The sequence below is a fragment of the Streptomyces sp. NPDC014006 genome (assembly GCF_043088925.1).
GTDB lineage: Bacteria > Actinomycetota > Actinomycetes > Streptomycetales > Streptomycetaceae > Streptomyces.
The window spans coordinates 550,351-575,810 of the sequence record NZ_JBICAJ010000005.1; the positions used below are offsets into that span (position 1 = coordinate 550,351).

Annotated in this window: 22 protein-coding genes, 1 rRNA gene and 1 riboswitch; of the genes, 9 read left to right on the top strand and 14 right to left on the bottom strand. The window is 70.5% G+C overall.

What is annotated here, in order from left to right; translation table 11 throughout:
* Positions 1–10: 10 nt before the first annotated feature.
* Positions 11–826 carry a PhzF family phenazine biosynthesis protein gene (locus tag ACF1GV_RS20795; RefSeq protein WP_391682873.1) on the top strand — a complete coding sequence of 272 codons (816 nt, stop codon included), beginning with the start codon at positions 11–13 and terminating at the stop codon, positions 824–826.
* A gap of 18 nt (positions 827–844) precedes the next feature.
* Here the strand turns inward: ACF1GV_RS20795 and ACF1GV_RS20800 are convergent, their stop codons facing one another.
* Both ACF1GV_RS20800 and ACF1GV_RS20805 read right to left on the bottom strand, forming a co-directional pair.
* Positions 845–1,645, bottom strand: coding sequence for a CPBP family intramembrane glutamic endopeptidase (locus tag ACF1GV_RS20800; protein WP_391682966.1), 801 nt, complete (start codon positions 1,643–1,645; stop codon positions 845–847).
* 118 nt (positions 1,646–1,763) lie between these two features.
* Positions 1,764–3,281, bottom strand: coding sequence for a glutamate-cysteine ligase family protein (locus ACF1GV_RS20805; RefSeq protein ID WP_391682876.1), 1,518 nt, complete (start codon positions 3,279–3,281; stop codon positions 1,764–1,766).
* A 581-nt stretch (positions 3,282–3,862) separates the two neighbouring features.
* On the opposite strand from ACF1GV_RS20805, the gene ACF1GV_RS20810 reads away from it, so the two are divergent.
* The 7 genes from ACF1GV_RS20810 (at position 3,863) to ACF1GV_RS20840 (ending at position 11,027) form a co-directional block, all read left to right on the top strand.
* Positions 3,863–4,447 (top strand): hypothetical protein, encoded by a 585-nt coding sequence (locus ACF1GV_RS20810; RefSeq protein WP_391682879.1) that lies wholly within the window; start codon positions 3,863–3,865, stop codon positions 4,445–4,447.
* Positions 4,448–4,779: 332 nt separating this feature from the next.
* Complete coding sequence (locus ACF1GV_RS20815) at positions 4,780–4,986, top strand: DUF5999 family protein (protein ID WP_363265711.1); 207 nt, start codon at positions 4,780–4,782, stop codon at positions 4,984–4,986.
* Between the two features lie 697 nt (positions 4,987–5,683).
* Positions 5,684–7,639, top strand: coding sequence for an amino acid transporter (locus ACF1GV_RS20820; RefSeq protein ID WP_391682881.1), 1,956 nt, complete (start codon positions 5,684–5,686; stop codon positions 7,637–7,639).
* Positions 7,640–7,694: 55 nt separating this feature from the next.
* Positions 7,695–8,090: a helix-turn-helix transcriptional regulator gene (locus ACF1GV_RS20825; protein WP_363265686.1), complete on the top strand. Its 396-nt coding sequence runs from the start codon at positions 7,695–7,697 to the stop codon at positions 8,088–8,090.
* A gap of 185 nt (positions 8,091–8,275) precedes the next feature.
* Positions 8,276–9,103, top strand: coding sequence for a molybdate ABC transporter substrate-binding protein (gene modA, locus ACF1GV_RS20830; protein WP_391682884.1), 828 nt, complete (start codon positions 8,276–8,278; stop codon positions 9,101–9,103).
* A complete protein-coding gene (locus ACF1GV_RS20835; RefSeq protein WP_391682887.1) occupies positions 9,100–9,945 on the top strand; it encodes an ABC transporter permease in 846 nt (281 codons plus the stop codon). The genes modA and ACF1GV_RS20835 overlap by 4 nt, the downstream gene beginning before the upstream one ends.
* Positions 9,942–11,027, top strand: a complete 1,086-nt coding sequence (locus ACF1GV_RS20840) for an ABC transporter ATP-binding protein (RefSeq protein ID WP_391682890.1) — start codon at positions 9,942–9,944, stop codon at positions 11,025–11,027. Before ACF1GV_RS20835 ends, ACF1GV_RS20840 begins: the two co-directional genes overlap by 4 nt.
* A gap of 129 nt (positions 11,028–11,156) precedes the next feature.
* Here the strand turns inward: ACF1GV_RS20840 and gcvP are convergent, their stop codons facing one another.
* Positions 11,157–14,042, bottom strand: coding sequence for an aminomethyl-transferring glycine dehydrogenase (gcvP, locus tag ACF1GV_RS20845; RefSeq protein WP_391682893.1), 2,886 nt, complete (start codon positions 14,040–14,042; stop codon positions 11,157–11,159).
* A 176-nt stretch (positions 14,043–14,218) separates the two neighbouring features.
* A riboswitch (glycine riboswitch) is annotated at positions 14,219–14,314 on the bottom strand.
* 113 nt (positions 14,315–14,427) lie between these two features.
* On the opposite strand from gcvP, the gene ACF1GV_RS20850 reads away from it, so the two are divergent.
* A complete protein-coding gene (locus ACF1GV_RS20850; protein ID WP_391682897.1) occupies positions 14,428–14,799 on the top strand; it encodes a PRC-barrel domain-containing protein in 372 nt (123 codons plus the stop codon).
* 67 nt (positions 14,800–14,866) lie between these two features.
* On the opposite strand, the gene ACF1GV_RS20855 is transcribed toward ACF1GV_RS20850, so the two are convergent.
* The 11 genes from ACF1GV_RS20855 to rrf form a co-directional block, all read right to left on the bottom strand.
* Positions 14,867–16,372 carry a DNA polymerase IV gene (locus ACF1GV_RS20855; protein WP_391682899.1) on the bottom strand — a complete coding sequence of 502 codons (1,506 nt, stop codon included), beginning with the start codon at positions 16,370–16,372 and terminating at the stop codon, positions 14,867–14,869.
* A 135-nt stretch (positions 16,373–16,507) separates the two neighbouring features.
* Positions 16,508–17,191 (bottom strand): MerR family transcriptional regulator, encoded by a 684-nt coding sequence (locus ACF1GV_RS20860; RefSeq protein ID WP_391682902.1) that lies wholly within the window; start codon positions 17,189–17,191, stop codon positions 16,508–16,510.
* A gap of 272 nt (positions 17,192–17,463) precedes the next feature.
* A complete protein-coding gene (locus ACF1GV_RS20865; RefSeq protein WP_363265694.1) occupies positions 17,464–17,937 on the bottom strand; it encodes a bifunctional nuclease family protein in 474 nt (157 codons plus the stop codon).
* 85 nt (positions 17,938–18,022) lie between these two features.
* Entirely contained in the window at positions 18,023–18,751 is a 729-nt protein-coding gene (locus ACF1GV_RS20870) for a MerR family transcriptional regulator (RefSeq protein WP_391682905.1), read from the bottom strand.
* A 44-nt stretch (positions 18,752–18,795) separates the two neighbouring features.
* A complete protein-coding gene (locus tag ACF1GV_RS20875) occupies positions 18,796–19,629 on the bottom strand; it encodes an FHA domain-containing protein (RefSeq protein WP_363265696.1) in 834 nt (277 codons plus the stop codon).
* Positions 19,630–19,819: 190 nt separating this feature from the next.
* Positions 19,820–20,686: a DUF881 domain-containing protein gene (locus ACF1GV_RS20880; RefSeq protein ID WP_391682908.1), complete on the bottom strand. Its 867-nt coding sequence runs from the start codon at positions 20,684–20,686 to the stop codon at positions 19,820–19,822.
* 5 nt (positions 20,687–20,691) lie between these two features.
* Positions 20,692–21,024, bottom strand: a complete 333-nt coding sequence (locus ACF1GV_RS20885) for a small basic family protein (protein WP_003988855.1) — start codon at positions 21,022–21,024, stop codon at positions 20,692–20,694.
* Positions 21,021–21,926, bottom strand: a complete 906-nt coding sequence (locus ACF1GV_RS20890) for a DUF881 domain-containing protein (RefSeq protein WP_391682910.1) — start codon at positions 21,924–21,926, stop codon at positions 21,021–21,023. The genes ACF1GV_RS20885 and ACF1GV_RS20890 overlap by 4 nt, the downstream gene beginning before the upstream one ends.
* 108 nt (positions 21,927–22,034) lie before the next feature.
* The gene (locus ACF1GV_RS20895; RefSeq protein ID WP_391682913.1) at positions 22,035–24,530 is read right to left on the bottom strand and encodes a sugar phosphate nucleotidyltransferase; all 2,496 of its coding nucleotides are present in this window, start codon (positions 24,528–24,530) and stop codon (positions 22,035–22,037) included.
* A 117-nt stretch (positions 24,531–24,647) separates the two neighbouring features.
* Positions 24,648–25,256 (bottom strand): CDP-alcohol phosphatidyltransferase family protein, encoded by a 609-nt coding sequence (locus ACF1GV_RS20900; RefSeq protein ID WP_361626716.1) that lies wholly within the window; start codon positions 25,254–25,256, stop codon positions 24,648–24,650.
* 109 nt (positions 25,257–25,365) lie between these two features.
* Positions 25,366–25,460, bottom strand: a 5S ribosomal RNA gene (gene rrf / locus ACF1GV_RS20905); the annotation flags it as partial.

Sequence of the window (25,460 nt, forward strand, 5' to 3'; positions counted from 1 at the left end):
CCGTCGGGCCATGCGCATTCGAATCGTCGACGCCTTCACCGACCGCCCCTTCGCCGGCAATCCGGCGGGGGTGCTCCTGCTCGACTCGTTCCCGGCCGACGACTGGCTGCAGAACGTGGCCCTGGAGGTCAACCACGCCGAGACCGCTTTCGCCCACCGCCTGCCCGCGGGTGGCGAGGCCGACTGGGCGCTGCGCTGGTTCACCCCGGCCACCGAGGTCGCGATGTGCGGCCACGCCACCCTCGCCACCGCCCACGTCCTGCACACCACCGGCGCCCACGAGGGCCCGGTACGGTTCGCCACCCGCAGCGGCGTACTGATCGCCACGCCCCGCGAGGACGGCTCGATCACGCTGGACTTCCCCACCGCACCGCTCACCCCCGTCGAGGTCCCGGCCGGGGTAGCCGGAGCCCTCGGCGCCGAGCCGCGCGCCGCCTTCGACACCGGCCCGAACATCGGCGACCTGTTGCTGGAGCTGGCCGACGAGAAGACCGTGCACGGCCTGGCTCCGGACCACAAGGCGCTGGCCGCCTTCTCGGAGCGGGGCATCATCGCCACCGCCCGCGCCGAGGACCCGGCACGCGGCTACGACTTCGTCTCGCGCTGCTTCTTCCCCAACGTCGGCATCGACGAGGACCCGGTCACGGGCAGCGCCCACACCGCCCTGGCTCCGTTCTGGGCCGAGCGCCTCGGCCGCCCGGACCTCACGGGGCTGCAGGCCTCACCGCGCTCGGGCCGCGTGCGCACCGAGGTGCGTGGTGAGCGGACGCTGCTGAGCGGCCGGGCGGTCACCGTGATCGAGGGCGACCTGCTCACCCAGCCGTGACGGTGCGCTGCCGGCGGTTCAGGCCGTCGGCAGCCAGCCCACCTTGCCGGCCAGCAGCGCGTAGCCCACGAACGCCCCGATGTCGAGCAGGGAGTGCGCCACCACCAGGGGACCGACCCGTCCCCAGCGGCGGTAGAGCCACACGAAGACGACGCCCATCGCCATGTTCCCGAGGAAACCGCCGATGCCCTGGTAGAGGTGGTAGGAGCCGCGCAGTACGGAGCTGGCGACCAGCGCGGTGCCCGGCGTCCAGCCCAGCTGGCGCAGCCGGCGCAGCAGATAGCCGACGACGATGACCTCTTCCAGGACCGCGTTCTGCACTGCCGACAGGATCAGCACGGGGTACTTCCACCACACGGCGGGCAGCGCCTCGGGCACCACGGTCAGGTTGAAGCCGAGGCCACGGGCGGCCAGGTAGAAGGCGATACCGGTGCTGCCGATCAGCGCGGCGATCGCGGCGCCCCGGCCGAGGTCGGGCCACGGGCGGGTGCGGTCGAAGCCGAGGGTGCGCAGGCTCCCGCCCTCCCGCAGCAGCAGGTGTGCGACGAGCGCGACCGGCACCAGCGCGGTGGCGATGCCGAACAGCTGCCAGGCGAGGTCGAGCCAGGGCCGGCCCGGCGCGGCGGAGGCGTTGAGCGTGGCCGCCTGGTCCTTGAGGCCGCCCGGCTTGGTCACCGAGCCGACGAAGCTGATCAGCGCGGACACTCCGCTCGCACCGAGCGAGAGCCCCAGGACGAGCAGCGTCTCGTCACGGAAGATCCGTCCTGAGAGCCGCTGTTCGGGAAAAGTCTCGGTCACCTGGCCCGCCTCCGCCTGCACACCGTGGGAGGTCACAGCATGCCCGATCAGCGCAGGGCGGAGTCCGTCGGCCCCCGTTGCAGGGCGCGTCCCGGGCGAGGCACCCCGCGAAGCGCCACTCGCCCCGCAGGGGCGCCGCTCACCCCAGCGGCGCCGGCTCCGGCAGCCCCACCGGCCAGCTGTGGACCGGGTCGCCCTTGCGCATCAGCTCGCAGTAGCGCCGGGTCGTCGCGGCCAGGGCCGCCTCGCGGGACAGGCCTTTCTCCTGCGCGCGATGGAAGGTGGCCGCCTGCCAGGTCGCCCCGTTCGCGCGCCGCCGGCACCGCTCGTCGATCACGCCGAGGTACAGGTCGCGGTCGGCGGGCTCGATGCCCCACGCGTCCAGCCCCGCCTCCGCCAGCGGCAGCAGCTCGTCCCGGACGAGGCTGACCGCGTCGACGGTGGTCGTGCCGCCGAGCCGGCCGCGCCGCGGCCACTCCAGGCGGGCGTCGATGCCGTAGCGGCAGGCGGTGTCGAAGTTGGCGGCGGCGGCCTCGAACGGCAGCCGGTTCCACACCGGCCGCGTGTCCTCGGCGAGGGCGCGGACGACGCCGTAGTAGAAGGCCGCGTTCGCGACCACGTCCGTGACGGTCGGGCCGGCCGGCAGCACGCGGTTCTCCACGCGCAGGTGCGGGACGCCGTCGGCGACGTCGTAGACGGGCCGGTTCCAGCGGTAGACCGTGCCGTTGTGCAGGACCAGCTCGGCGAGCCTGGGGGTGCCGCCGGCGTCGAGCACCGCGAGCGGGTCCTCCTCGTCGCAGATCGGCAGCAGCGCCGGGAAGTAGCGCAGGTTCTCCTCGAACAGGTCGTACGCCGAGGTGATCCACCGCTCGCCGAACCAGGTGCGCGGCCGCACACCCTGGGCCTTGAGCTCGGGCGGTCGGGTGTCGGTGGACTGCTGGAACAGCGGCGGCCGCGACTCGCGCCACAGCTCGCGGCCGAACAGGAACGGCGAGTTGGCACCGAGGGCCACCTGCACGGCGGCGACGGCCTGAGCGGCGTTCCACACGTCGGCGAAGCGGCCCGGGGTGACCTGGAGGTGCAGCTGCACGGAGGTGCAGGCCGCCTCCGGGGTGATCGACCTGGACGTGCAGCGCAGATGTTCCACGCCCTCGATGTCGAGCGTGAAGTCCTCACCGCGGGCGGCGACGATCTGGTCGTTGAGCAGGGTGTAGCGGTCCACGTCGGAAAGATTGGACGAGACCAGGTCGTCCCGGTCCAGCGTGGGCAGAATCCCGATCATCGCGATTCCGGAGTCGACCTCGGCCGCCTTGCGGTCCGCGTAGGCGAGCGCGATGCGGAGTTCCTCGGCGAGCCGGTCGAATACCCGGTCTCCGAGCCGGTGGGGGGCTATGTTCACTTCCAGGTTGAACATGGCGAGTTCGGTCTGGAAGTCCCGGCTCGCGATCCGTTCCAGCACTTCGGCGTTCAGCATTTTCGGCAGGCCGTCGGCGCCCACCAGATTCAGCTCGATCTCCAGCCCCATCAGGTTCTTCGGACGATCGAACCGCTGCTGTGCCAGAAGCCGCTCCAGTCCCGTCAGGCACTGTTGCAGCTTGTCGCGGTAGCGCTGGCGATCGGACAGGTCGAACGAGCCTGCCACGACCTTCTCGCCCATCGAAGCATCCCTTCCTCAGGTGGGGCGGGTGCCCGGTCATCGGGCCTCCGGTGTCCGGTGCACGGGGGATGATGCCCAGCCGAAGCGATCCATAACGCATGCGCGCACGAGCGTGAGCGGCTAGGCTTGCCGGGTTGTCCGGCGGGTTGTCCAGTGGCACATTCGCAAGGCATACGGCTCCGGGCATTTTCCCCGGGAATGGATCTCGTAAAAAACGCCGACGAGAATTGGCCGACCGCTGGAACTGCACTTCCCGAGGTCACCGCCGTTCAGCCCCTGTGGAATCGGGATGATTCCCGCGAATCGCCGACCGAATAGTCTCTTGTCGTGTGCTCCGGAAGCGGCTAGATGAAACACAGGCTGAACATGTGTCGTATAAACTCGCCCGACAGGGCAGCAGGTTGGCGCCCGCGGTCGAAGGCTTGTCGTCGAAGGTGACGGACGACGGGCCGCTGCGCACCTCTTTCACACTCCGACCCAGGACCCCGCCTTGCCGACCCCTGATCTCGAGAGCTGACAGCGTCGTCCGCCCACGCCCCGCCCTCACGCCACCGTGCCTGCCGAATGAGAGGCGACCCACCATGCCGCTGCATGTACCCCCGGCTCCCGCGCCCGCACTTCGCTCCGTCCTCACGGCACTCGGTTCCCCGACCGCGGTCCGCCAAGCACCCACTCCCTCCCTCCGCAACGCCGAGGGGCCCGCGACGCCCGATCTGCCGCTGCCCGTGCACGTGCTGGACGCGATCACCCCCGAGGGGGTGCGGGCCACGCGGCTGGCCGGCTGGCGCTTCCTGATCCGCTGCGGCGACCGCGCGGTGGCGGCGGCCGAGACCCGGCTGACACCCGACGGCTGGGCCTTCTCGCACTTCTTCGAAGGGCCCTACGTCGCCTCCACCGAGCGGGCGTTGCGCCAGGCCGAGTCGGTGGCGCAGCCGTATCAGGCGCGGCTGCTGTCCGTGCCCGGGCTGTACATGCTCACCCTGTGGCTGCACGGGGACTGCGCGGCGGACGGGGCAGCGGGACATCCGCAGGCCACGGACCTGCTGGTGCCGCTGGCGCCCGCGCCGCCGGGGATCGCCGCCCACCGCCCGCACCCGGTCTCCGACCTGCTGCCCGTCCTCACCCTGCGGGCCACCCCGGCCCCGCTGCTCGGCCAGCCCGCCTGACCTCCGCCACACCGGGCCCCGCCTCCGCATTGGAAGCGGGGCCCGCGCACGTGGTAACTCCGCTGTCAATTCGCTCGTACGAGCAATTCTTCGCTCGGACGAGTTCGAATGTCGCCCCACCCGTCCGGACTAGTCACCCACGGCCATCGGAAACCACCTGAATGTGCACGTCAGTCGGCTGAACCGGCCGCGCAGGTGATGCGTCATCATTCTGTGAAGAAGCGGTGCTGCGAAATCCCTGCGGATTGACGCCCGTGGGGCAACACTGGGTTCCGACCGACTTTCCAACGGGGGCGGACATGACCACAACAGAGCGAGAGATCCCACCCACCATGTGCCAGCACCAGCCGCCGTGCCCTTCAGCCGACTCAGCCGACCGGGAGTCCGCCCGTCTCGTGGCGCACCACCCGGAGCAGGGCTGGAGTCTGCTGTGCAACGGCGTACTCCTCTTCGAGGACACCGGCGAGCTCCTGCCGAACGGCAAGATCATCGCGCCGCACCGCCCGCTGGACACCGGCCGGGTGATGACGGCCGCCTGATCCACCACCTCCCCGGGGCCGGCCCGCAGCCACCGCTGCGCACCGGCCCCGCACACTGCGCGCCCCCGCCGGCTCACGCGCCCCGGGAAGGATCAGCGCCGCTCGGGCCTGACGGGCCGGCCGACGGCCGAGTGCCCTGTCGCCCCTCTCGCGTCCTGCGTCGACGCTTCCCTGAGCCACCCGACCCGCCGTTGAGGGCGTTCGCACGTCCGACGGCGGCGGCCGAGCCCCCGTCCACGTCAGGACCCCGTAAGAGAACCTTCCCGGGGGGTTGTCCACGCCCCCGCCGCCCGCTTCGATGAGCGGCGGGCACAGCGCCCGGCACCTCGACCGACCGACGTCGCGGTCCGGCCCGGCCGTGGCGCTCGCGGGTACGCCGGCCTCCCCGCCGACGCGCGTTCCGTGCCCGAGGGGGCGCCGCGGACCCGTCCCGGCGCCCCTCCCGGACCTGCCCGGGAGTCTGCCGGCCCCTCGGGCCGGCCACCGCGCACTCTCCGTCGGCGCAATAGCCGTCCCCCCGCCCCGAGCCCACCGCCACCGGCACTCGAACCACACCGGCACCGGCACTCTTAACGCAAGATTGACGCCCCCCGGCCCGTGATCCGAAGGCCCGCACGTCACGCTCCGCATACGCTGGTGCCGCCGACCAGCGTGATGGCCGAATCCACACGCCGAGCCGCACTTCAGGAGCACCCCGATGGCCACCACCGAGCACCCCCCTCCCAGTCGCCTGCGCACCTGGATGCTGGAAGGGCTGTCCGACATGGGCAAGGACGGCGGCCACACCGGGCCGCACGCCGTGCCGGAGTCCCCGCACAAGGGACAGCGCTGGTACCGGGTGATGTGCCTGACCGGTGTCGACTACTTCTCCACCCTCGGCTACCAGCCCGGCATCGCCGCGCTCGCGGCCGGCCTGCTCTCCCCCGTGGCGACCCTCGTGCTGGTGATCGTCACCTTGGCGGGCGCACTGCCCGTCTACCGCCGCGTGGCGAAGGAGAGCCCGCACGGCGAGGGGTCGATCGCGATGCTGGAGCGGCTGCTGTCGTTCTGGCAGGGCAAGCTGTTCGTGCTCACCCTGCTCGGCTTCGCCGCCACCGACTTCCTGATCACCATCACCCTTTCGGCGGCCGATGCCTCGACGCACCTGGTGGAGAACCCGCATCTGACCGGTGTCCTGCACGACAAGCAGATGCTGATCACGCTGCTGCTGGTGGCCCTGCTCGGTGCGGTGTTCCTCAAGGGCTTCCTGGAGGCGGTCGGCGTCGCCGTCGTCCTGGTCGGCGTCTACCTGCTGCTGAACGTGGTCGTCGTGATCGTCGGTTTCTACCACGTGGTCACCGCCGGGCATCTCGTCACCGACTGGTCCAGCGCTCTGACCGCAGAGCACGGAAACGTTTTTGCAATGGTCGGTGTGGCCCTGCTCGTCTTCCCCAAGCTGGCGCTCGGGCTCTCCGGCTTCGAGACCGGCGTCGCGGTGATGCCGCACGTGAAGGGCGATCCGGGTGACACGGAGGCCGATCCGGCGGGCCGTATCCGGGACACCAAGAAGCTGCTGACCACCGCCGCCCTGATCATGAGCTGCTTCCTGATCGCGACCAGCTTCATCACCACGCTGCTGATCCCGGAGCGGGAGTTCGAGCCGGGCGGCGCCGCCAACGGCCGCGCGCTGGCCTACCTCGCCCACCACTACCTCGGCGGCGCCTTCGGCACGGTCTACGACATCTCCACCATCGCCATCCTCTGGTTCGCCGGAGCCTCCGCGATGGCCGGGCTGCTCAATCTGATGCCCCGGTACCTGCCCCGCTACGGCATGGCCCCGCACTGGGCCCGCGCGGTGCGCCCGATGGTCCTCGTCTTCATCCTGGTCGCGTTCCTGGTCACCTGGATCTTCGACGCCAACGTCGACAAGCAGGGCGGCGCCTACGCCACCGGCGTGCTGGTGCTCATCAGCTCCGCCGCGATCGCGGTGACCATCGCCGCCCGCAAGGCCGGCCAGCGCGGCTGGACCATCGGCTTCGCGGTGATCTCGGCGGTGTTCCTCTACACCACGGTCGTCAACGTCATCGAGCGCCCGGACGGCGTGAAGATCGGTGCCTGCTTCATCGCCGGCATCATCCTCATCTCCCTGCTGTCGCGCCTGCTGCGCGCCTTCGAGCTGCGGGTGACCAGCGTGACGCTCGACCCGATGGCCGAGCGGTTCATACGGGACATGGCCAGCCGGAAGATGCGCTTCATCGCCAACGAGCCCGACCGGCGCGACAAGGCGGAGTACCGCGACAAGATCGAGCAGATCCGCGAGGACAACGACATGCCGGAGCGGGACGACTTCGTCTTCGCCGAGGTGACCGTCACCGACCCCTCCGAGTTCGAGGGAGGCCTCACCGTGCGCGGCGAGGTCCTGCACGGCCGCTACCGGGTCCTCACCCTGGAGTCCCCCTCCGTGCCCAACGCCCTGGCGGCGCTGCTGCTGCACGTCCGGGACACCACGGCCTGCACCCCGCACATCTATTTCGAGTGGACCGAGGGCAATCCGTTCACCAACTTCCTGCGCTTCTTCCTGTTCGGCTCGGGCGAGGTCGCCCCGGTGACGCGCGAGGTGCTGCGGGAGGCCGAACCGGACCGTGAGCGGCGCCCCCGCGTCCACACGGGCTGACACACCGGCCGCCCCGCATCGGGTGCGCGCCGCCGGCGCCCTTATCGTGACCGGCATGCAGTCCTACACAATCGGCCAGGCAGCACGGCTCCTCGGCGTGAGCCCCGACACCGCGCGCCGCTGGGCGGACGCCGGCCGCGTGACCACCCACCGCGACGAGAGCGGACGGCGGCTGATCGAGGGACGGGACCTGGCGGCGTTCTCCGTGGAACTCGCCAAGGCGGGCACCGACGGGGAGGAGACGCCGTACACCTCCGCGCGCAACGCCTTCCCCGGCATCGTCACCGCCATCAAGCTCGGTGACGTGGCCGCCCAAGTGGAGATCCAGGCCGGGCCGCACCGGCTGGTCTCCCTGCTGACCCGGGAGGCCGTGGAGGAGCTGGGTCTGGAGGTCGGCATGGAGGCCACCGCCCGCGTGAAGTCGACAAACGTACACATCGACCGCGCCTGAGCCGGCACCGCAGCGGAACGGACCACCGGCACCGTACGAACGCACATGCCACCCGTGGCCTCATCGACCTTGGCTCATGCGATGCGACAGCAGACTTCTCCCTGGCAGATGCGCCAGTATGATCGGGCATGGGAGGGGGTCCACCGGGCTGCCTCCACCGTGAGCACTGAGGGAGTCGCCCCGTGATGACCCGCCCCGCCCGCCGGACCCTGTCGATCGCCGGCGCGTCGGCCGCCGCGCTGCTGGTGCTGAGCGCCTGCTCCTCGTCCTCCGACTCGTCCGGTCCGGCCGGCACCTCCGACGGCTCGGGCAGGTCGAGCGCCTCGTCGCCGAAGGTGTCCGGCACGGTCACCGTCTTCGCGGCCGCCTCCCTCAAGGAGAGCTTCACGGCCCTCGGCCAGGCATTCGAGAAGCAGCACCCGGGCACCGAGGTCAGCTTCAACTTCGGCGGCAGCGACTCCCTGGCGGCGAGCATCACCGGGGGCGCCCCCGCCGACGTGTTCGCCGCCGCCAGCCCGAAGACCATGAAGATCGTCTCGGACGCCCAGGACACGGCCGCGGCGCCGACCACCTTCGTGCGCAACCAGCTGGAGATCGCCACCCTGCCGGGCAGCCCCGGCAAGGTCGCCTCCCTGAAGGACCTCACCAAGTCCGGCCTGAAGGTCGTGCTGTGCGACAAGACGGTGCCGTGCGGCGCCGCCGCCCAGAAGGCCCTCGATGCGAGCGGTCTGACGCTCACCCCGGTCTCCTACGAGCAGGACGTCAAGAGCGCCCTGACGAAGGTCGAGCTGAAGGAGGCCGACGCCGCCGTGGTGTACAAGACGGATGTGAAGGCGGCCGGTGACAAGGTGCAGGGCGTGGAGTTCCCCGAGTCGGCCAAGGCCGTCAACGACTACCCGATCGCCCTGCTGAAGGACGCCCCCAACGCCACCGCGGCCCGGGCCTTCATCGACCTGGTCAAGTCCGCCGAGGGCCAGAAGGTGCTGACCGAGGCCGGGTTCCTGAAGCCATGACGTCCCTGGGCGAGACCGGCGCCGCGGACACCGTTCAGGGCGGTCCGCGGCGCCGCCGCGCCCGCTCGGGCGTCCCCCTGCCCCTGCTGCTGCCGGCGCTGCTGGGGCTGGCGTTCCTGGTGCTGCCCCTGGTCGCCCTGCTGATCCGGGCCCCCTGGCGCAGCCTGCCGGACCAGCTGACCAGCACCGAGGTGTGGCAGGCGCTCCAGCTGTCCCTGGTCTGCGCCACCGCGGCCACCGCGCTGAGCATTCTCGTCGGCGTCCCGCTGGCGTGGCTGCTGGCCCGCACCGAGTTCCCCGGCCGCGGTCTCGTGCGCGCCCTGGTGACCCTGCCGCTCGTCCTGCCGCCCGTGGTCGGCGGTGTCGCCCTGCTGCTCGCCCTCGGCCGCAACGGCGTGATCGGGCAGTGGCTGGACTCCTGGTTCGGCGTCACCCTGCCGTTCACCACGACCGGCGTCGTCCTCGCGGAGACGTTCGTGGCGATGCCCTTCCTCGTCATCAGCGTCGAGGGCACCCTTCGCGCTGCCGACCGCCGCTACGAGGAGGCAGCGCAGACCCTGGGCGCCTCCCGCTTCACCGCCTTCCGCCGGGTCACCCTGCCGCTGATCGCGCCGGGTGTCGCGGCGGGCGCGGTGCTCGCCTGGGCGCGGGCACTCGGCGAGTTCGGCGCCACGATCACGTTCGCCGGCAACTTCCCCGGCCGTACCCGGACCATGCCCCTCGCGGTCTACCTCGCGCTGCAGAACGACCCGGCGGCGGCCATCGCGCTCAGCCTGGTGCTGCTCGCGGTGTCCGTGGCCGTGCTGGCGGGGCTGCGGGACCGATGGATGACCACCTCATGACCGACACCGAGAAGCCGACGACCACCGCCCCCGCCCGAGGCGCCGAGGGCCTGGACGCCCATCTCGTCGTCGACCGCGGAACCTTCCGGCTCGACGTGACCCTGGCCGCCGCGCCCGGCGACGTCGTCGCCCTGCTCGGTCCGAACGGCGCCGGCAAGACCACCGCCCTGCGCGCCCTGGCCGGGCTCACCCCGCTGAGTGGTGGCCGGCTGTGCCTCGACGGCACCAGCCTGGACCGTACGCCGCCGGAATCGCGCCCGGTCGGTGTCGTCTTCCAGGACTATCTCCTCTTCCCGCATCTGACGGCCCTGGACAACGTGGCGTTCGGGCCGCGCTGCCGGGGCGCGAGCAAGGCCGAGGCCCGCACCGAGGCCGCCGCGTGGCTGAAGCGCATGGGCCTCGCCGAGTACGCCGGCGCCAAGCCGCGCCGCCTGTCCGGCGGCCAGGCCCAGCGCGTCGCCCTGGCCCGCGCGCTCGCCACCCGTCCCCGGCTGCTGCTCCTCGACGAGCCGCTGGCCGCCCTGGACGCCCGCACCCGGCTCGAGGTGCGCGCCCAGTTGCGCCGTCATCTCGCCGAGTTCGAGGCCGTGGCCGTCCTGGTCACCCACGACCCGCTGGACGCCATGGTGCTCGCCGACCGCCTGGTGGTGATCGAGCACGGCCGGGTGGTCCAGGAGGGCACCCCCGCCGACATCGCCCGCCACCCGCGCACCGACTACATCGCCCAGCTGGTCGGCCTGAACCTCTACCGCGGCCGGGCCGACGGCCACACCGTGACGCTGGAGGCGGGCCCCGGGATCACCACGACCGAGCACCTCACCGGCGCGGTCTTCGTCGCGTTCCCGCCGGGCGCGGTCACCCTGCACCGGGATCGCCCCACCGGTTCCAGCGCCCGCAACCTGTGGCGCTGCGAGGTGGCCGGCCTGGAGACCCACGGCGACCAGATCCGCGCCGACCTCACCGGGGAACTGCCGCTGGCCGCCGACCTCACCACGGTCGCCGCGGCGGAACTCGACCTGCACCCGGGCGCGCCGGTCTGGGCGACGGTCAAGGCGGCGCAGACTCACGCGTACCCGGCCTGACCCGCGGCTTCTCCGTCCGGGCCCTGATCAACAGAACCGACCGCTGCCATCGACAAGAGGTTGTCCCGGCGACGGCCTGAAACGGACGAGGGCCCCCAGCCGGGGGCCCTCGACTCATCTCAGCGTGTCTCAGTCCTCGTACGCGTCCAGCGGCGGGCACGAGCAGACCAGGTTCCGGTCACCGAAGGCCTGGTCGATACGGCGCACCGGCGGCCAGTACTTGTCCGCGGCCGACACACCGGCCGGGAAGACGGCCTCCTCGCGGCTGTAGGCGTGCTCCCACTTCCCGCCGAGCGCATTGGCCGTGTGCGGGGCGTTCCGCAGCGGGTTGTCCTCCGCGGGCCACTCGCCGGAGCCGACCTTCTCGATCTCCGCACGGATGGCGATCATCGCGTCGCAGAACCGGTCCAGCTCGGCCAGGTCCTCGGACTCGGTCGGCTCGATCATCAGCGTGCCGGCCACCGGGAAGGACATCGTCGGCGCGTGGAAGCCGTAGTCGATGAGCCGCTTGGCCACATCGTCCACGCTCACGCCGGTCGCCTTGGTGATCGGGCGCAGGTCGATGATGCACTCGTGCGCGACCAGGCCGCCGGGGCCGGTGTAGAGCACCGGGTAGTGCGGCTCGAGGCGCTTGGCGATGTAGTTCGCCGACAGCACGGCGACCTGCGTCGCCCGCTTCAGGCCCTCACCGCCCATGAGCCGGACGTACGCCCAGGAGATGGGCAGGATGCCCGCGGAGCCCCACGGCGCGGCCGAGACCGGGCCGACGCCCGTCTCCGGACCCGCGGTGGGCTGCAGCGGGTGGTTCGGCAGATACGGCGCGAGGTGCTCGCGCACCGCGACCGGGCCGACGCCGGGACCGCCGCCGCCGTGCGGGATGCAGAACGTCTTGTGCAGGTTCAGGTGGGAGACGTCACCGCCGAAGTGGCCCGGCTTGGCGAGGCCGACCAGCGCGTTCAGGTTGGCGCCGTCGACGTACACCTGACCGCCGGCCTCGTGCACCTGGGCGCAGATGTCGGCGACGTGTTCCTCGAACACGCCGTGCGTCGACGGGTAGGTGATCATGAGTACCGCCAGCTGGTCGCGGTACTGCTCGATCTTCGCCCGCAGGTCCTCGACGTCGATCTCGCCGTCCTCGGCGGTCTTGACGACGACGACCTTCATGCCGGCCATCACGGCGCTGGCGGCGTTGGTGCCGTGCGCGGAGGACGGGATGAGGCAGACGGTGCGCTGCTCGTCGCCGTTGGCGCGGTGGTAGCCGCGCACGGCCAGCAGACCGGCCAGCTCGCCCTGCGAACCGGCGTTCGGCTGCAGCGAGACCTTGTCGTAGCCGGTGACCTCGGCGAGACGGTCCTCCAGCTCATGGATGAGCGTGAGGTAACCCTCGGCCTGCTCGGCGGGCGCGAAGGGGTGCAGCTGACCGAACTCCGGCCAGGTCACCGGCTCCATCTCGGTGGTCGCGTTGAGCTTCATGGTGCAGGAGCCCAGCGGGATCATGCCGCGGTCCAGCGCGTAGTCGCGGTCGGACAGCTTGCGCAGGTAGCGCAGCATGGCGGTCTCGGAACGGTGCTGGTGGAAGACCGGGTGGGTCAGGTAGGCGTCGCTGCGCAGCAGGTCCTGCGGCAGCGCGTCACCGGCGGCGGCGTCCAGCGCCTCGATGTCGCCCTCGATGCCGAAGGCACCGAACACGCTCGCCAGCTGGTCGCGGGTCGTGGTCTCGTCACAGGCGAGGGAGACGTGGTCGGCGTCGACCGGGTACAGGTTGACCCCGTTGTCCCGCGCGGCGGCGACGACCTCGGCGGCCCGGCCCGGCACCCGCACGGTGACGGTGTCGAAGAAGGCGCCGTGCACGACCTCAACACCGCCGGCCTTCAGCCCCTCGGCGAGGATCGTCGCGTACCGGTGCGTGCGCTGCGCGATGCCCTTGAGGCCGTCAGGCCCGTGGTAGACGGCGTACATTCCGGCCATCACGGCCAGCAGCACCTGCGCGGTGCAGATGTTGCTGGTCGCCTTCTCCCGGCGGATGTGCTGCTCACGCGTCTGCAGCGCCAGCCGGTAGGCCTTGTTCCCGTCCGCGTCCACGGACACGCCCACGAGCCGCCCCGGCAGGCTGCGCGCGAACTTCTCGCGGACGGCCATGTAACCGGCGTGCGGGCCGCCGAAGCCCATCGGCACGCCGAACCGCTGGGTGGTGCCGACCGCGATGTCCGCGCCCAGCTCACCCGGCGACTTCAGCAGCGTCAGCGCCAGCAGGTCGGCGGCGACGGTGACGAGCGCGCCCAGCTCGTGCGCCTGGTCGATGACCGGCTTGATGTCGCGTACGGCACCGGAGGCGCCCGGGTACTGGATCAGCACGCCGTTGATCTCACGGGCGGCGATGTCGGCCGGGATGCCGTCGCCGAGGTCGGCGACGACGACCTCGACGCCGGTCGGCTCGGCACGGGTCTCGATGACGGCGATGGTCTGCGGCAGTGCGTCCGCGTCGACCAGGAAGAGACCCTTCTTGTTCTTGCCCATGCGCAGGGACAGCGCCATCGCCTCGGCGGCGGCCGTGCCCTCGTCCAGGAGGGAGGCGCCGGAGGTGGGCAGACCGGTCAGGTCGGCGACCATGGTCTGGAAGTTCAGCAGCGCCTCGAGACGGCCCTGCGAGATCTCCGGCTGGTAGGGCGTGTACGCCGTGTACCAGGCCGGGTTCTCCATGACGTTCCGCAGGATGACCGGCGGCGTGAAGGTGCCGTGGTAACCGAGGCCGATCATCGAACCGAGGACCTGGTTGCGGTCGGCGAGGGAGCGCAGCTCGGCGAGCACCTCGGCCTCGCTGCGGGCACCCGGCAGGTCGAGGGCGTCGGCGTTCTTGATCACATCCGGCACCGCGGCGGCGGTGAGCTCGTCCAGAGAGCCGTACCCGACCTGGGCGAGCATCTTGGCCCGAGCCTCGTGGTCGGGCCCGATGTGGCGCTGTTCGAAGGGAATCCCCTTCTCGAGCTCGGAGAGCGGAATGCGATGGGCGGTCATTGCGGAGGCCTCCTGGTCTGACGCGACCTTCGAGGGGCACCACGGCACGGGTACCCGAACGGCCTCCCCCTCTGTCATCTCGACCTGAGAGCTTCACCGGAGCGCCCGAGAGCACCCGGCTTTCACCGTCGGTGAGAGCGGAAGCCGTCGACACCCGCTCTGCTTTCCAGAGTGACCTCGTCCGTGCGGTACGTGAGCCTGAGAGATTCCGGGGAGGATTTGCTCCTTCGGCGCCTCCGATGAAGTCTGGAGGACTCTCCCGCACGGGGTCAGCAGCCGTTGTCAGCCTACCAGCGAGGTCAACGCCGGGGCCTTCGAGTGGCCACCGTCACGATTGTGCTCTTTCGTAGTGCTTACAACAGTCTTGCGACCAAGTGGAGGGCCCGTGCAGACCGAGATCGATCCGCGCAACCTGATCGGCCGCAAGGCGTTCGACCGCAGCGGCGTCAAGATCGGCACCGTCGACGAGGTCTACCTCGACGACGCCACGGGCGTGCCGGAGTGGGCCGCCATACGAACGGGCCTGTTCAGCCGGGACGCCTTCGTCCCGCTGGAGCCGAGCGAACTGATCGAGGGCGCACTGCACGTCCCCTTCGAGCGCGCCCTGATCAAGGACGCCCCCGACTTCGGCGTGGGCCGCCACCTCTCCCCGGAGCAGGAACTCCAGCTCTACCACCACTACGGCCTCGACATCGCCGCCCCTGCCCCGCTCCAGGACCACGACTTCGGCAAACTGGCCGGAACGGAGGAGTCCTGACGGGTCCGGCGGATCTGTCGGAGGGGGCGGAGCCGCCGACGCCCCCTCCACCGCCGGCGCCTCCGCGCTAAGCACCACGCTCCGCCACTCGCCCGTCGGCTCCGGCCCCCAGGCCGACGACCCCCGAAGCCGAGCCGTCGGGACTTGTCAGCGAGTCGTCCTGGGCTGTCCCCGAGGCGTCCTGGCGTGTCACCGAGGCGTCCTGGCCTGCCGTCGCAGCGTCCGGTCTTCGCCGCACCAGCGGCAGCGGTTCCGCCGGCTCCAGCGCAGGGTCGTCCGTCCGGAACGTCCTGACCCGGCCCGGCTCCGAGTCCGGTGTCTCGAAGCGGACCGTGACCCGGCCCAGGCCGCTGCCCTGGACCCACCCGTGCCCGTACTCGGTGTGCCGTACGTCGTGCCCCGGCAGCCAGTGCCGCTCCACCTGCTCAGGTTCCTCGGGAAGGGGCTGCGGCGCGTGATCGGCGTCGTCCTCCTGAGGCCCTTCCGCCCGCGCCCGCTCCCCCGCCGCCTGCGCGAACAGATCCTCCTGCGTGTAGTCGGCGAGTCCGGTGACGCCGACGCCCAGCAGGCGCACCCCGCCCGTCGTGTCCACCGCGTCCAGCAGCCGCAGCGCCGCCTCCCGGACCACCGCGAGGTCGTCCGTGGGCCCGCGCAGCGTCTCCGACCGGGTCAGCGTCGAGAAGTCGTACCGCCGTACCTTCAGCACGATGGTCCGCCCGGACAGCCCGGCGGAGCGCAGCCGCCGCACGCACCGGTCGGCCAGCCGCTGGACCTCGAGCCCGATCCGCAGCCGGTCGTGGATGTCCACGTCGTAGGTGTCCTCGACCGAGACGGACTTGGCCTCGCGCTCCGCCACCACCGGCCGCTCGTCGTGCGCCAGCGCCATGCTGTACAGACCGTGCCCGTGGGCCTTGCCCAGCAACCGGACCAGCTCGTCCTCCCCGGCCTCCACGATCTCGTCGACCGTGGTGATCCCCGCTCGCCGCAGATGGTCGCCGGTCGCCGGTCCGACCCCGGGCAGGGTCCGCACCGACAGCGGCCCGAGCAGCGCCCGCTCGGTGCCCGGCTCGATCAGCACCAGCCCGTCCGGCTTGGCCCGCTCCGAGGCGATCTTGGCGAGCATCTTGGACGCGGCGAGCCCCACCGACCCGGTCAGCCCGGTGACGGCCCGGATGTCCGCGCGCAGTTTCAGCCCCGCCCGCTGCGCCGACTCGCGGTCCCAGGCGACTCCCCCGGCCTCCAGGTCCACGAACGCCTCGTCCAGGCTGAGCGGCTCCACCAGTGGCGACAGCGCCCGCAGCAGCCCCATCACCTGCTCGCTGATCGCCCGGTAGAAGGTGAAGCGAGGCGTGAGATACGCGGCGTTCGGTGCCAGCCGGCGCGCCTGGGCCGTCGGCATCGCCGAATGCACCCCGAACACCCGCGCCTCGTACGACGCGGTGGCCACCACCCCGCGTGGCCCGAGCCCGCCCACGACTACGGCCTTCCCGCGCAGGCTGGGCTTGGACGCCTGCTCCGCCGACGCGAAGAAGGCATCCATGTCCAGATGCAGAATCGTGGGCGCGGTCCTCACATGTCCGATCCTGCACCACACCACTGACAACGCCGCCCCGACGCCGCGGCGGCACCTCCCCGCGGCAGCGGAGCTGACACCGTTCCGCTGCGGCAGAGCCGGCGCCGCGTCGCGTGGCCGCGGCCGAGCCCCGGCCTAGACGGCCCGGTTGCGCCTGCGCGCCAGCTCGTCCCCGGGGTTGTGCCCGACGAGGGTCTCACCCGTGTCGACACGCTCCCCGTGCAGCTGGGACAGCGCGTGCTCCACGTCCCGCCAGACCACGCCGACGGCGATGCCGAAGATGCCCTGTCCGCCCTGCAGCAGGGCGTGCACCTCGTCGGGCGAGGTGCACTCGTAGACGGTCGCGCCGTCGCTGAGCAGCGTCATCCGCTCCAGGTCGCTGAAGCCCCGCTCACGCAGGTGCTGGACGGCGGTGCGGATGTTCTGCAGCGACACCCCGGTGTCGAGGAACCGCTTGACGATCTTCAGGACGACGACGTCGCGGAAGCTGTACAGGCGCTGCGTACCCGACCCGTAGGCGGGCCGCACGCTGGGCTCGACGAGTCCGGTGCGGGCCCAGTAGTCGAGTTGCCGGTAGGTGATCCCGGCGGCCGCACAGGCCGTCGGACCGCGGTAGCCGATCTCCTCGGACGCCATGGACGTCGCCTCTCCGCCGCTCGGCACGGCCGTCGGTCGCTGCGGAGCGTGATCGGCCGCGCTGCCGGGATGGGGACACCCGCTGCTCGAGCGCAGCCGAGAGCCAGGGGAAGGAAAGGGACCGCTCCCGCCGAAACCGCGTTCGGGGGCACCACCAGCCCTACCGCCGCCGCTGCTTCCCACGCCGACCTCCGTCCTCGACCTGCCTTCTCGAAGGTAGGCAGCCACCAGGGGTGCGTCAACGACCGCCACACTCGGCACGCCGAGTGATAATCACCCTAAGAGTGGTTTCCCGTACCCCACCGCGGGGAAAGGCTAGCCGAATGCGCTCGAGGCAGGGCGTAGGACGCTCTCACGCGCCATCGGCACATGCCGACATTGTCGACCGCCGGGACCGTGTCCCGCGACCTGCGCGAGCCGGGTCTCCCGGCCCGCACCGGCCGCGTCTCGCACGGCTACTGGCTGCTGGAGCCGAAGTCCTCCGGCGAGATCTGGTCGAGGAACTCGCGGAACTTCTCCACCTCGTCCTCCTGCTCGTCCGGAATGGCGATGCCAGCGTCGTCGAGCACCGCGTCACTGCCGTAGATCGGCGTGCCGGTGCGCAACGCCAGCGCTATGGCATCGGACGGACGGGCGCTCACCTCGACCCCGCTGGCGAAGACCAGCTCGGCGTAGAAGACGCCTTCACGCAGGTCCGTGATGCGTACTTCGGTGAGTTCCTGACCGACGGCCTCCAGCACGTCCTTGAACAGGTCGTGGGTCAGCGGCCGCGCGGGGGCCATGCCCTGCTGGGCGAAAGCGATCGCCGTCGCCTCCCCCGGCCCGATCCAGATGGGGAGGTAACGGTCGCCTCCCACTTCGCGCAGGAGCACGATCGGTTGGTTGGAGGGCATTTCGACCCGGACACCTACGACATCGAGCTCGTTCACACAGCAACCCTAGGCCGTGCCCGGGATGTTTGGGTAGTCGAGCCGGGAACGCATGGATGATCATCACATCCGGCGCCCGCCCGGCTCAGGGCAGCCGCACCCCGAGAGCGGTCTGCACCAGGGCCGCGTGCAGCTTCACGGCGAGGTCCGCCAGCTCCTTGGTCCGCTCCTCGGCATGGACCCTGGTCTGCGGATTGCGGTGACGCTTGAGCGGGGCCACCACCTGCTCCACCAGCCCCGCCTCGCGGTCGGCGGCGGCCTTCATCACGCGCAGATGGCGCGGCTCGATCCCGAACCGGCCCAGCTGGGCGATCAGCGTGGCCACGGTGACCGTCTCCGCGTCGTACACCCCTTCATCCAGCGGAGCGATCAGGCCGTACGACTCCCACTCCTCAAGTTCCCGCTCCCCGATCTCCGCGGCGGCCAGCAGCTGGGAGCGGCCGATTCGGGCCACGGTGGGCTGCTCGGGCACCTGCTCGCCGTCCCGCTGCCGGCCGAGCGTCGGAACGCGGACGTTCTCACCGCGCTCCAGGGCGTCCAGGTGCTCGCGGATCACCTTCAGCGGCAGATAGTGATCCCGCTGCATCCGCAGGACCCGGCCGAGGCGCTCGACGTCCTGCGCGCTGAACTTGCGATACCCCGAAGGGGTCCGCCGCGGCTCGATCAGCCCCTCCGACTCCAGGAAACGGATCTTGGAGATGGTGACCTCGGGGAACTCCTCGCGCAGCACGTTCAGCACCGTGCCGATGCTCATCAGACCACTGTCCGCCGCGGCGGTGCCGTGGCCGGCACCGCCGCCCGGTGTTCGAAGCATGGACCTTCCCTGGGGGGTGCCCCCGGACTCAGTCCGAGGGAGGGTCAGTAGGCCCGCTGGCTCGCGTAGAAGACCAGCCGGTACTTGCCGATCTGCACCTCGTCGCCGTTGTGCAGGGCGACCTGGTCGATGCGCTCGCGGTTGACGTAGGTGCCGTTGAGGCTGCCCACGTCGGCGACCGTGAACGTGCCGTCCGGGCTGCGCCGGAACTCCACGTGGCGGCGCGAGACCGTGACGTCGTCCAGGAAGATGTCGCTCTGCGGGTGGCGGCCGGCCGTGGTCAGCTCACCGTCCAGCAGGAAGCGGCTGCCCTGGTTCGGCCCGCGGCGCACGACCAGCAGCGCGGACCCCAGCGGCAGCGCGTCCACGGCGGCCTGCGCCTCCGGGGACAGCGCCGGGAGCTGCGTCTGACCAGTGACCTCGGAGTCGTAGGCCTCGATGCCGGAGATGGAGATCGTGGAGGTCGTCTCCGAGGCGCGCTCCGGCACCGCCCCGGCGCGCAGCGGCGAGCCGCAGTTGTTGCAGAAGCGGCTGTTCTCCGCGTTGCGGTGACCGCACCTCGTGCAGACCAGGGCCGACATGGACGGATCCTCCTGCCGCGGCTGCCCCGCCGGGGCATGGGACGCGTACGGGTCGGACGTGAACCCTCCACCCGTACCTGAGGTTGACGGTTGGCCGAAACCTATGCCGCCGGCCTGGGCAGGGTCAACAGACGGCGCGCCCTGACCTCCGGAAATGCCACCGCCCGGACCAGCCACCTGGTCCCGGAACAGCGGACGCTGTGCCTCTTCGTCCGGCTGGGCGCGATGGCGAGCGGTCGCGTTGCTCTCGCTGCCCTCTCGCGCGCTCTTGCCGAACAACCTCGCAAACAACTTCACGGGCGATTCCCCTTGACCGAAACAGACCCGCCCGTGGGGCAGGACGAACCCTGACTGAACACACCGGTCGACCCGGACATCCTCACAACGTCCGTATCCACCAAACAGTTTCCACCACGCACCACCTCTTCGGTGCGCCGACCCCCCGCAACCTCATGCCCTCGTGCGACGCCCCCCATGCAACCACGGTTCACTGGGAGGACGACCGAGCGTAGTCAGGCTGCTTCGCCGCTCGCAAGGCGTCCACGACGATCTTGTTCGATCGCTCGACGGTCACGGTGGCCTGCTCCTTCTCCAGGGTCTGCACCACGCCTCCAGGGATGTTGAGCGCCGGTTCCAGGTCCTGCGGCTTGCCGATGACCTGGAAACGATAAGGCGCGGTGATCTTGTTCCCGTCGACACTCACGGTCTTGTCCGAGTCGGTGAGATAGGTACCGGCGACCACCCGGACATCGTTGACCTGGATCGCCTCCGCGCCCGCCGCGCGAAGCTCCTGGATCGCGTCGAGCAGCATGTCCGCCTGGACCGTCCCCTTCGTGTCGTCGATGGTCATCGTGATGCCGGGACCCTGCGCCGCCACCGTGCCCGCCAGAATGCCGAGTTGCCGTTCCTTCTCCACGGTCTGCTTGCGGGCCTCCTCGGCCTGGTCGGAGCTGTTCTCCAGCTCCTGGCGCTGCTTGTCGAGGCCCTGCTTCTCGTCCTCAAGACGCTGCGTGCGGTCGTCGAGTTCATCGAGGATCCGGACAAGATCCTCCTGCCGGGCACCGCGCAGCGCACTGTCATTGTCGCTGTTGGAGGCGACCTGGACGGCGAGCCCGAAGCCCAGACCGAAGAGCAGCACAGCCACGATCAGTTGGGCCCGTGTGACACGCGGCGGCCACAGCCCCTTCACCAGCCGCTGCCGACCGGTCACACCACCCTGCGGCGCGGCCACGGGACCGGCCGCGGCCTCGGGCGCCTGCGCCGGCCGCTCCTCGGGCAGCTCCCGGCGCAGCCTGTGCTCGGTGGTCTCGCGCTGCTCGCTCTTGTTCTCGGGCGTCTCGTCCTCGCTGCTCATCGCGCTCACGCCCGGAACACGTGCCGTCGGATCGCCGCGGCGTTGGAGAAGATCCGGATGCCGAGCACGACCACGACACCCGTGGACAGCTGCGCGCCCACGCCCAGCTTGTCCCCGAGGAACACGATCAGCGCGGCCACCACCACGTTCGACAGGAACGAGACCACGAAGACCTTGTCGTCGAAGATGCCGTCGAGCATGGCCCGCAGACCACCGAAGACGGCGTCCAGCGCCGCCACGACGGCGATCGGCAGATACGGCTCGACGACCGCCGGAACCTCCGGCCGGACCAACAGGCCGGCCACGACTCCCACGACGAGGCCCAGTACGGCGATCACGATGTGCCCTTCTCAGTCTTTCCCGTGTTCGGCTGTGCTGTACGTACGATCACGCTCGGTGCGGCCGGCAGCCGGAGGTCGCTCTGCACGGAGATGTTGGTGCGGATGCCGTAGTTCTCCTGCAGGGCGTTCAGATACAGCCCGTCCGCGCTGTCCTGGAACCGCGTGCTCAGCCGCTCGCCGTCCCCCACCGCCAGCACCGTGTACGGCGGCACCAGAGGTTTGTTGTCGACCAGTATCGCGTCCCCCGCGGCGCGGATCGCGGACAGTGCCGTCAGCCGCTGCCCGTTGATCGCCACGGCCTCGGCGCCGGACGCCCACAGGCCGTTGACCACCCGCTGCATGTCCCGGTCGCGCACCCGGCCCGTGTCCGAGAATCCGGTGGTCTCCCGGGGGTTGGCGCCGCCACCGGAACTGGCTTCCTTGGCGTCGTCGACGACCAGCTTCACGCCCGGCCCGTGCACCGCGGTCGCCCCGGACAGGATGCCCACCAGCTCCGCCTGCTCGCCACCGCCGCTCTTCTTCAGCGCCTCGCGCTGCCGCGCGCCGACGTCGTCGCGCAGCTGGTCGACGGCGCCCTCGAGGTCGTCGGCCGTCTTCGTCTCCCGGTCGATCCGGTCGAGCAGCTCCTGGCGCTCCTTGGCGACGACCGGCGCCGCCACACGCGCCTGTGCGGCACCGACGGTGACCACGAGCGCCGCGAGCACGAGACCGGCGGCGAGGCCCAGCTTCGCCCGCAGCGTCCTCGGCAGGCCCCCCGAGCCGGCCGCCTTCTTACGGGCGGCAGCCTCCGCATAGCCGTCGTCGAGGCTGTGGTCCATGACGTTGGTGAGCAGCGACATGGACGCGTCCGGCCGCGACGGTGGCGTACGAGTGCTCCGAACGGGGGGCTGCTGCGGCATGCCGCACATCGTCGCACGTCGCGACGGATTCCTCCGAATGGCCCCACCGGCGTGCCGGACAGACCCCCGTTAGGGCGCCTTGTCCGGCACGCAGGTGTGCAGTTGTTTTCAGCGTCCCGCGCTGTCCACGACGGCCGACCACTCGTCCAGCAGGGCCTGAGCGGAGGCGTCGTCAGGGCCCTCCGCCCACAGGTGGGTGACCGCCTCGGCCGGGTCGGGCAGCACCATCACCCAGCGCCCGTCGGGCTCCACCACACGCACGCCGTCCGTGGTGTCCACATGGCGGTCTCCCGCCACCTCGACGACCCGGCGCATCACGAGCCCCTTGACGGCCCACGGGGTCGCCAGATCGCGCTTGAGCACGTGCGCCCGCGGAATCCGCGCGTCGATCTGGCTGAGCGTGAGCTGCGTCCGCGCCACCAGACCGATCAGCCGCACGAAGGCGGCCGTACCGTCGTAGACGCTGCTGAACTCGGGGACGATGAAGCCGCCCTTGCCGTCACCGCCGAAGATGGTGCCCTCCTCGCCGCCGACCCTCGTCAGGTCGTCGGGCGAGGTGGTCGTCCACTCCACCTGGGTGCCGTGGTACGCGGCCACCTGCTCCGCGATCCGCGTCGTCGTCACCGGCAGCGCCACCCGGCCGCTGCGCCGCTCCGCGGCGATCAGGTCGAGCATCACCAGCAGGGCCCGGTCGTCCTCGATGATCCGGCCCTTCTCGTCCACCAGCGACAGCCGCTCGCCGACGGGGTCGAACCGCACACCGAACGCGGCACCCGAAGACGCCACGATCTCACCGAGCCGCACCAGCCCCGCACGGCGCATCTCCGTCGTCTCGGTCGGCCGGGACTCGTCGAGACCGGGATTGATCGTCAGCGAGTCCACACCGAGCTTGCCCAGCAGGCTCGGCAGCACCAGGCCGGAACTGCCGTTGGAGGCGTCGACGACGACCTTCAGCCCCGACTCGGCGATGCCGGTCGTGTCCACGTTCCGCAGCAGCGACCCCGTGTAGGAGTCGAAGACGCTGGCCGGGAAGTGCAGGTCACCGATCTCGCCGGGGAACGCACGCCGGTACTCCTGCCGGGCGAACACGCGGTCGAGCTTGCGCTGCCCTCCCGCCGAGAGGTCGGCGCCCTGGGAGTCGAAGAACATGATGTCGACCGAGTCCGGCACCCCGGGCGTCGTCCTGATCATGATGCCGCCGGCGCTTCCCCGAGCGGTCTGCTGCCGCGCCACCGGCAACGGCACGTTCTCCAGATCTCGTACGTCCATGGCGCTGGCCTGCAGCGCGGAGATCACCGCCCGCTTCAGCGCCCGGGCACCACGGGAGTGGTCGCGGGCCGTGGTGACCGTGGAGCCCTTCTTGAGGGTCGTGGCGTATGCGCCGGCCAGCCGCACGGCCAGCTCCGGCGTGATCTCCACGTTGAGGATGCCGGACACACCTCGGGCGCCGAAGAGATGGGCCTGTCCGCGGGACTCCCAGATGACCGATTGGTTGACGAAGGCGCCGGCCTCGATCGTCTTGAACGGGTAGACCCGCACATTGCCCTGCACGATCGATTCTTCGCCGATCAGGCACTCGTCACCGATGACGGCCCCGTCCTCGATGCGAGCCGCCCGCATGATGTCGGTGTTCTTGCCGACGACGCATCCGCGCAGATTGCTGTGCTGCCCGACATAGACGTTGTCGTGCACCACGGCCTTGTGCAGGAAGGCACCGCTCTTCACGACGACGTTGGAGCCCACCACCGTGTGCTCGCGAATCTCGGCGCCGGCTTCCACCTTGGCGTAGTCACCGATGTACAGCGGCCCGCGCAGAACGGCGTCCGGATGCACTTCCGCGCCCTCCGCGACCCATACGCCCGGCGAGATCTCGAAGCCGTCGATGTCGACGTCGACCTTGCCCTCCAGGACGTCGGCCTGCGCCTTCACATAGCTCTCGTGCGTGCCGACGTCCTCCCAGTAGCCCTCGGCGACAAAGCCGTAGATCGGCTTGCCCTCCTTCATGAGCTGCGGGAAGACGTCACCGGACCAGTCCACGGGCACGTCGGCCTCGACGTAGTTGAACACCTCGGGCTCCATGACGTAGATGCCCGTGTTCACGGTGTCCGAGAAGACCTGGCCCCAGGTCGGCTTCTCCAGGAAGCGTTCGACCTTGCCTTCCTCGTCGACGATGGTGATGCCGAATTCCAGCGGATTGGGCACACGGGTCAGGCAGACCGTGACCATCGCGCCCTTTTCCTTGTGGAAATTGATCAGCTCGGTGAGGTCGAAGTCGGTCAGGGCGTCACCGGAGATGACGAGGAAGGCATCGTCCTTCAATGCCTCTTCGGCGTTCTTGACGCTTCCGGCGGTACCGAGTGGCTTCTCCTCGTTGGCATAGGTGAGCTCCATGCCGAGCTCTTCACCGTCACCGAAGTAGTTCTTGACCAGTGACGCCAGGAACTGCACTGTTACGACGGTCTCGTTGAGCCCATGCCTTTTGAGCAGCCGCAGCACATGCTCCATGATCGGTCGGTTGGCGACCGGCAGAAGCGGCTTGGGCATGCTCGAGGTCATGGGGCGAAGGCGAGTGCCTTCGCCTCCGGCCATCACGACGGCCTTCATGTCGGAAGCGTCCTCCTCTAAAGACGACGGTCTAGCCGACTACTCCCGTGCAGATTCTCCCGTACTTTCCCAGAGCGGGCCATCGGGGACCGCCGTCACCGTCGACGGGCGAGGGAGTCAGTCGGCCGTGGCATCCGCTCGGACCAGGCGGCGGACCTGTACCACGTAGAGGACTCCTGCCCACCAGTACAGCGTTGTACCCCATCCGGCGAACGCCCATCCGAAAATAGCAGCGAGTGACGGCAGCCAGCCAGATCCGTCACTGAGCAACAGCAGTGGGAAGGCGTACATGAGGTTGAAGGTGGCGGCCTTGCCGAGGAAGTTCACCTGCGGCGGCGGATAGCCGTGCCGGCGGAGGATGCCCACCATCACCAGCAGGACCAGTTCGCGCGCAAGCAGTACAGCGGTCAACCAGAGGGGCAGAATCTCGCGCCAGGTGAGGCCGACGAGAGTGGAGAGGATGTAGAGCCGGTCGGCCGCCGGATCGAGCAGCCGGCCGAGGCTGCTGATCTGGTTCCAGCGCCGCGCGAGCTTCCCGTCCAGATAGTCACTGACACCGCTCAGGGCCAGCACGAGAAGTGCCCAGCCGTCGCTCTTCGGGCCGCCGAACTCGGGCCGCAGGATGAGCCACAGGAACAGGGGCACGCCGACGAGCCGCGCCATGCTGAGGATGTTGGGGATGGTGAGGACCCGGTCCGTCTGAACACGAGTCTCCTGGACCTCCACCCGGGGGCCTCCAGTAGAAAATGAGCCAACGATGCCCCCTGACCCTACCTCAACGCAAAAAAGCTCTGGCTCTTGGGCTGTCTGCCCAAGAGCCAGAGCTCTAAAAGGAGTTCGGCGGCGTCCTACTCTCCCACAGGGTCCCCCCTGCAGTACCATCGGCGCTGTAAGGCTTAGCTTCCGGGTTCGAAATGTAACCGGGCGTTT

Coding starts and splice junctions, on each gene's coding strand:
- ACF1GV_RS20835 (WP_391682887.1), top strand. CDS start 9,100: ATGACGTCCCTGGGCGAGACCGGCGCCGCGGACACCGTTCAGGGCGGT.
- ACF1GV_RS20890 (WP_391682910.1), bottom strand. CDS start 21,926: ATGCCGCAGCAGCCCCCCGTTCGGAGCACTCGTACGCCACCGTCGCGG.
- modA (WP_391682884.1), top strand. CDS start 8,276: ATGACCCGCCCCGCCCGCCGGACCCTGTCGATCGCCGGCGCGTCGGCC.
- ACF1GV_RS20810 (WP_391682879.1), top strand. CDS start 3,863: ATGCCGCTGCATGTACCCCCGGCTCCCGCGCCCGCACTTCGCTCCGTC.
- ACF1GV_RS20870 (WP_391682905.1), bottom strand. CDS start 18,751: ATGCTTCGAACACCGGGCGGCGGTGCCGGCCACGGCACCGCCGCGGCG.
- ACF1GV_RS20895 (WP_391682913.1), bottom strand. CDS start 24,530: ATGAAGGCCGTCGTGATGGCCGGAGGCGAAGGCACTCGCCTTCGCCCC.
- ACF1GV_RS20815 (WP_363265711.1), top strand. CDS start 4,780: ATGTGCCAGCACCAGCCGCCGTGCCCTTCAGCCGACTCAGCCGACCGG.
- ACF1GV_RS20820 (WP_391682881.1), top strand. CDS start 5,684: ATGGCCACCACCGAGCACCCCCCTCCCAGTCGCCTGCGCACCTGGATG.
- ACF1GV_RS20795 (WP_391682873.1), top strand. CDS start 11: ATGCGCATTCGAATCGTCGACGCCTTCACCGACCGCCCCTTCGCCGGC.
- ACF1GV_RS20880 (WP_391682908.1), bottom strand. CDS start 20,686: ATGAGCAGCGAGGACGAGACGCCCGAGAACAAGAGCGAGCAGCGCGAG.
- gcvP (WP_391682893.1), bottom strand. CDS start 14,042: ATGACCGCCCATCGCATTCCGCTCTCCGAGCTCGAGAAGGGGATTCCC.
- ACF1GV_RS20840 (WP_391682890.1), top strand. CDS start 9,942: ATGACCGACACCGAGAAGCCGACGACCACCGCCCCCGCCCGAGGCGCC.
- ACF1GV_RS20805 (WP_391682876.1), bottom strand. CDS start 3,281: ATGGGCGAGAAGGTCGTGGCAGGCTCGTTCGACCTGTCCGATCGCCAG.
- ACF1GV_RS20825 (WP_363265686.1), top strand. CDS start 7,695: ATGCAGTCCTACACAATCGGCCAGGCAGCACGGCTCCTCGGCGTGAGC.